The 2,496-nt window shown below is 53.9% G+C and carries 1 protein-coding gene; it reads right to left on the bottom strand.

Annotated features, from left to right (window positions below; all coding sequences use genetic code 11):
• Positions 1-2,496: Hpt domain-containing protein (locus Q8W22_RS16535; RefSeq protein WP_305453097.1), on the bottom strand; the 2,496-nt coding region annotated here is incomplete at both ends.

Here is a 2,496-nt window from a genome sequence, read left to right as displayed (position 1 = left end):
GACAGCTCAACCATGCTGTCATCGATAACCGGGATAGCATCCTGGAAATCGACAGTGGACTCTTCTACTTCCAGCGTCTCTGACGGCTCAACCATGCTGTCATCGATAACCGGAATAGCGTCCTGAAAATCAACAGCGGATTCTTCTACTTCCAGCGTACCAGGCAAATCAAGCAAGCGATCGTCAATGACCGGTAGTAATGGTTCTGCTGTGTCAGACTCATGCACCAGCGGAACGTCTGTACCTTCCAAACCAGTTTCCGGCGACACTTCAGTATTCTGATGCGCGGAGTCAGACGTCTGCCATGCCGTTGTCTGATCATGCGAATCTGGAGTTGTTGTATCTTCGACGTCAGAGAGCGGGCTGTACTCGATCGTGGCCGGTGTGTCTGGGAGCTCACGATCATCACTGGCAGAGAAATCCAGCTCGATGGTATGTCCCAGGTCGCTAAAATCAGCGTCGGCCCCATCAGAATCGTCCAGCTGACGAGGAATAAAAGGTTCGTCCGACAGGAGCGGCAACTCTGCCTCAGAGACAGTTTGAGTGGCCTCTGGCGCAGATACCTGAGCCGTTTCAATACTGGATTGATCACCGGCCAACTCAAAAGACGGCTCGTCTTCAAAATCACGGTGATCATCAGAACCCGTTACTACCGGTTCAATATCCAGTGTCGTCGGGGCAGCGTTCCCGGCACTGGAGAACGGAGTGTTAATAGCGTCGGCCAGCGTCGCAACAGGTTCACCCGTATCGTTTTCCGGGGTGGGCTGATGCCATGCAGATCCAACGGAGTGGTCACTTAACTGATCAACATCATCTGCGCCGGCAGCAAGGTCGGTGGTCGCCTGGATGGTATCCGTTACCGGTGCAACGGCCATATCATCGTCAGCGGGAATGTCTCCCGGCGCTTCTCCAAAAGGGCTTTCGTCAACCTTTGCCTTGGCATCGGCATCCTCTGCCCAGGCTTTCAGCAGATGGGTAATACCCAGAATACGATCCAGAATGGCTGGCCGCTCAAGCGCTTGCCCTGCGGCCAGGCAGTCCATCATGTTCAGTAATTGCTCCTGGCCTTCCATTGCCAGTTCAGCCCAGTTATTTTGTTCTGCAGCCTGGGTTTTTTCCCCAGACTGACTGGCCTGCAAGTAAAAGCCGTGCAAGCTGGTAGCCAGTTCATGGATACGCGGTTGTTCCGCCTGTTCAGCGCCATCGGCGACTTCAACCAGATCGCGGCACAGGGCATCCAGAACACTGAAGTCACCACTTTTCTGCCACTGCCGCAGCAGTAAATCGGCTTCCAGCAACGAGTCCATACCATTCGCCAGGAATTGTGAAATAGCCTGGGGGTTGGGTGTCTTGATGACTGTGTTGTCATTTTGCAACAAGGTTGCCAGCAACGACTGCTCAACCTGTTCTATTCGCTGCAGATACGCTTGTTCCGCATCCGTCAGGTTTCGATACAGGTCTGTTTTATTCTGCAGTGCCGAGGCAATAAATACCGCGCCATCGTCTATCAGTTCAACCAGCTGTTCGCTGTTACTGACCTGATAGGCCCGTAATTCCTTGAGCAAGCGTTCGAGTGGGGCAGCCAGACAAGCAATACTGCTGATGCCTGCCATATGTGCGCTACCTTTGAGGGTATGCAGGGCTCGCTGTACCTGATCACCTAGCGGGTTATCAAAATAACTCCGGCGAGATGTTTCAACAAAGTCATTGACGGTTTCCAGATGACCGTTCGCTTCCTGGACGAATACTTCCAGTAAAGCACTGTCGTCATCAGTTTCATGACTGTCATCAACATCGCTGTCTGCTGCAGTAACTGCAGTAGCCGTTTGTTCCGTATCTGCTTGTTCAGTGACAGAAGCCTCTGCCGTGGCAGCTGCTGGCCCACTTCCCAGCACTTCTGCCAGATCGGGTACCGTCAGTCCTGCAGCCAGCGCGTGGGCGTAATCCATCAATGGCTGGGTATCGACACTCGGACCACCACGCTGACGGAAATCGTCAATCAACGCCGGCAAGACGCTCATGGTGTGTTCAACCACATCAATCAGGTTGTCGCTGGTTGAAATGGTCTTGTCGATCACCCGATTGAACATATTTTCAATCGACCAGGCCAGCTCTCCGATAATCAGAGCCTGAACCATACGACCACTGCCCTTCAGGGTATGGAACGCTCGCCTGACCGTCGTCAATGACTCGGCGTCGGCAATATCCTGTTTGTAGCGAGGCCAGTATTCTTTCAGTGTCTCGGTGACTTCTTCCGCTTCTTCCAGGAAGATTTCGATGATTTCATCATCGATCAGATCGTCATCAACTTCGACCAACAGATCGGCAACGGAGACCGGAGCTGGCGGTAACGCTGCTCGTGCTGCGGAGACAGCCGCAGGAGCGGCAGCAGGAGCGGCAGCAGGAGCGGCAGCAGGAGCAGCTGTCGTAATAATCTCTGGCTCTGGCTCTGGCTCTGGCTCTGGCTCTGGCTCTGGCTCTGGCTCTGGCTCTGGC

It is taken from the genome of Oceanobacter sp. 1_MG-2023 (assembly GCF_030689025.1).
GTDB lineage: Bacteria > Pseudomonadota > Gammaproteobacteria > Pseudomonadales > Oceanobacteraceae > Oceanobacter.
This window is presented reverse-complemented; position numbering and strand designations above follow the sequence as displayed.